Origin of the sequence: Allobosea spartocytisi (assembly GCF_014764685.1) — a bacterium.
Classification (GTDB): domain Bacteria; phylum Pseudomonadota; class Alphaproteobacteria; order Rhizobiales; family Beijerinckiaceae; genus Allobosea; species Allobosea spartocytisi.
In genome coordinates, this window is record NZ_JACXWY010000056.1 from 1 (window position 1) to 2,979 (window position 2,979).

Below are 2,979 nucleotides of genomic sequence, written 5' to 3' on the forward strand. Positions count from 1 at the left end.
CCTGTAACTGTGGAAACAGGCGGTACTCGTCCTCGTAGCTCCAATGCTCGAACTTGGTCGTCAAAATCTCGTTTACGTGGGTCGCCGCCTTCGGCCCCTCAATTTTCATCGCCGACGGCCGCGCCAGCAATCGTTCTGAAACGTAGGTGACCTTATGCGCTTGTGCGCTCACTTCGAATCCAAGACATATTCCGCGATGCCGATCGCCATAGTGGCCCCACTGCACCGGGTTGTTCCAGTTGGCGCTAAAACAGACCAAGCCCATATACTCGTTGAGCCCGTCTTTGAGCCGCTGATAACGCCTGCGCAGACCTGCGCTCTTCGTTGCGACTCCGAGAAATTCGAACGGATCGTTCAGTTCGTTGATGCGCCCGATCTTCAATCGCCGATGGCGGATGTTGAGGAGGCCGTATTCCGCATTCAGGAAATGATAAAGCCGCATCGCTTCCCTCCCATCGAGAGGGCGATCAATTGCCGCGCCACTGCTGCGCTTTTGGCCGTTAGCATCGTCAAGCGCTCTTTTTTCCGGCCGCCCCGGAGGGGCTCGCATTGGGCTTAATCGGATCGCTTTTGCGCGCCTCCCACGTCGCAATAAGAAACGTCGCCATCGCGCCAGCGAGATTCACGGCCAGTTCCGCGTGCCGTGGCTGTGGGCGCGCACGCTTCGGCCCAGGGCTATGGGCATCACTCAGCTTGTTGCGCAAAGCTCCCAGGGACTCGACGACAGACTGGCAGCTTCCAAGTATCTGCTTGAACACCTGTTCCGTGTGATCGTCGGGTGCGAGCTTCAGGACTTTCGCGAGCTTGCGATAGAGGGCGGGAAGATCGTCGGCCTCCTGCCAGGTCTCGCCCGCGTGATCAAGGATCCATTTGCAGACGTCTTCGAGCAGAGTGCGTGCCAATGTGATCGCGCCGGCAGGATCTGAGGCGCGCCGCTCCATCGCGGTTGTCCAGCGCGCGTGGACCTGGGTCGGGTCGAAGGCGGCCAGCGTCGCCGAGATGCTCGCATCCGCCGGCGATCCGGTCGGAGCTGGCCGCACAGCGTAAAATGGGCTCCCCGAAATTCTTCCCGCCAGCGCTAGCGTGTAGCCATCGTGCCGCAAGACGCTGTCGATCTTCTCGGCCAGCTCGACTTGCTCTTTGCCTGAAAATGCATCCGGCGCCGTGACAGCCGCCAGGAATTTGAACAGTTGCGCGCGCGAGCAAGTGAGTAGGCCCAACGTTTCCAACACGTCGCGCTGCGTCAGGTCATCGTTGCGGATCGTATGTCGATGCAGATAATCCTCCAGCGTCGCCTCATCGCTTGGATGGGGCGCCTGCATCGACGCGATTGGCCATAGGCTGCGAATGAGCTCCAGGTCGTCGATCTCGCGCGCCAGCGGGCGGCCTTCGAACAACGCGATCAGACGTCGGCGCGTAAGCGTCGTGATCGCCGGGCCGTTTAGCTCGTCAATCTTGGCTAACAGCTCACTGAGCTCGAAGTGCTGCTCTTCAGCGGCAAGCTCGCGAGCGGAGACGACGACCTGTTCGGCCGGAATATCCGCAAGCCGCTTCTGGGCATATTTGTATTTGCTGGCGAACGCCTCCTGTTCCTCGCCGTCCGCCAGATTCAACCGACGGCACAAGCCCGGTACGTCGTAGGCCTTGGCGTCCGAGATCGCTGACGCCAGCAGGTGGCGAAGCTCCTTGATCATGGCGGGCGGAATGGCGACGGGCATCCGCCCAGATTTAGACTGGTGTGAAGTCGTCATTTTAAAGAATTCCCCACGCCCGATAACGCCCGCGGCCCGTCGCTTCGCGAAGCCCCAGCGCCGCGACCAGGTCCTGCGCGGCGCGTGGCGTGATCTTCAGTTGCTCGGCGATCATCCCAGCCGAGACGATCGGTCGGGTCAGCACATAATCCAGAAGTGCCGGCAGCCGGGAGGTGGAGCGGCGGCCGCCGAGCTTCCGGGCCAGCAGGGCGCGGGCGGTGAGCCAGCGGTCGTGGTCTTTCAGTCCAGCCTCGGACGCGGCCGCGATTGCCTCGAGCTGCATGGCGAGGCGGGAGACCGCATCGTGCTGCCGCCGCCGCTCGCGCGGGACCGATTTAAGGCCGTCATGGAGACAAGGCAGGTGCGAGCGCGTCTTACCTCGTGCCCGCAGCAGCGCTGCGGCGAGGAGCCGGCCGAGCCATGGCGTGTGCTGCAGCGGTTCAAGTGAAACCCACGCGTCGGCGGCGATGGCCGCCGCCAGCGTCGGCGGCAGCCCTTCGGTCTGACCGACAACGGCGCACCATTCGGCGAGGCGCTCGTCCTCGTCCCAGTCGAGATCGTAGACCAGCGGATCGCGCTCCGACGGCGCATGGGGCCGGCCGGTGATCTTGCCCGCAAGCGTGCGGTCGGCCTGCGCGATTGCGGCGTCGACGGTAGCGAAGACGTCGGCCAACCGATCGTCTATTGGGAGCACGCGAAACGGCTCGGCTTGATCGGCTTCCCCGTCGACATCATCCGGCTCAAACGCTCCGACGCCTCCCCTCTTCCGATCGCTGACTTCCTCTTCCCGGTCGCCCTGCCCTCCCCTGCCCCGCAGCCCGGCAAGGCCGGCCGCCGAGAGTGCCCACTCGGGCTTGGCCTCGGCGATGCGCCGGCGCGTGCGCAGCACGGCGTGCGCCCGGGTCAATTCGTGGGTTGGGGCGCGGATGTCCATGCCGGCATCGTGGAGAACGAGGTCGTCGAGGTGGACCAGCTCGCCTTCCAGCCACAGAGTAGCGCAGGCGTCGGTAAAGTGGGTGCGCGCCATCCAGCCGTCGCGGATCGGGCTCTTTGCAAGACGTTCGTCGAGCCGTGCGAGCGAATCCTCGGCGGCTGCAAGGATGTCGCTTTCCCTTGCCGATTTCAATTGTGGATCGTCACGTCCTTGCCGAGGTTTAGCCTGAATCTGGGGCTCGACTTTCCCCTTACGATTTCGACCTGTCGCGTGAGGAACGTCACATGGCGACAT

The 2,979-nt window shown here is 63.5% G+C and carries 3 protein-coding genes; all 3 read right to left on the reverse strand.

Features of this window, described 5'->3' with window-relative positions; all coding sequences use genetic code 11:
- Window positions 1-442 (reverse strand): DUF2971 domain-containing protein (locus IED13_RS28440; protein WP_191126131.1); only part of this gene is annotated, 442 nt, incomplete at its 3' end.
- Window positions 443-509: 67 nt separating this feature from the next.
- Window positions 510-1,718, reverse strand: coding sequence for an abortive infection family protein (locus tag IED13_RS28445; protein ID WP_248312819.1), 1,209 nt, complete (start codon window positions 1,716-1,718; stop codon window positions 510-512).
- A 34-nt stretch (window positions 1,719-1,752) separates the two neighbouring features.
- Window positions 1,753-2,979: an RHE_PE00001 family protein gene (locus IED13_RS28450; RefSeq protein ID WP_191126132.1), complete on the reverse strand. Its 1,227-nt coding sequence runs from the start codon at window positions 2,977-2,979 to the stop codon at window positions 1,753-1,755.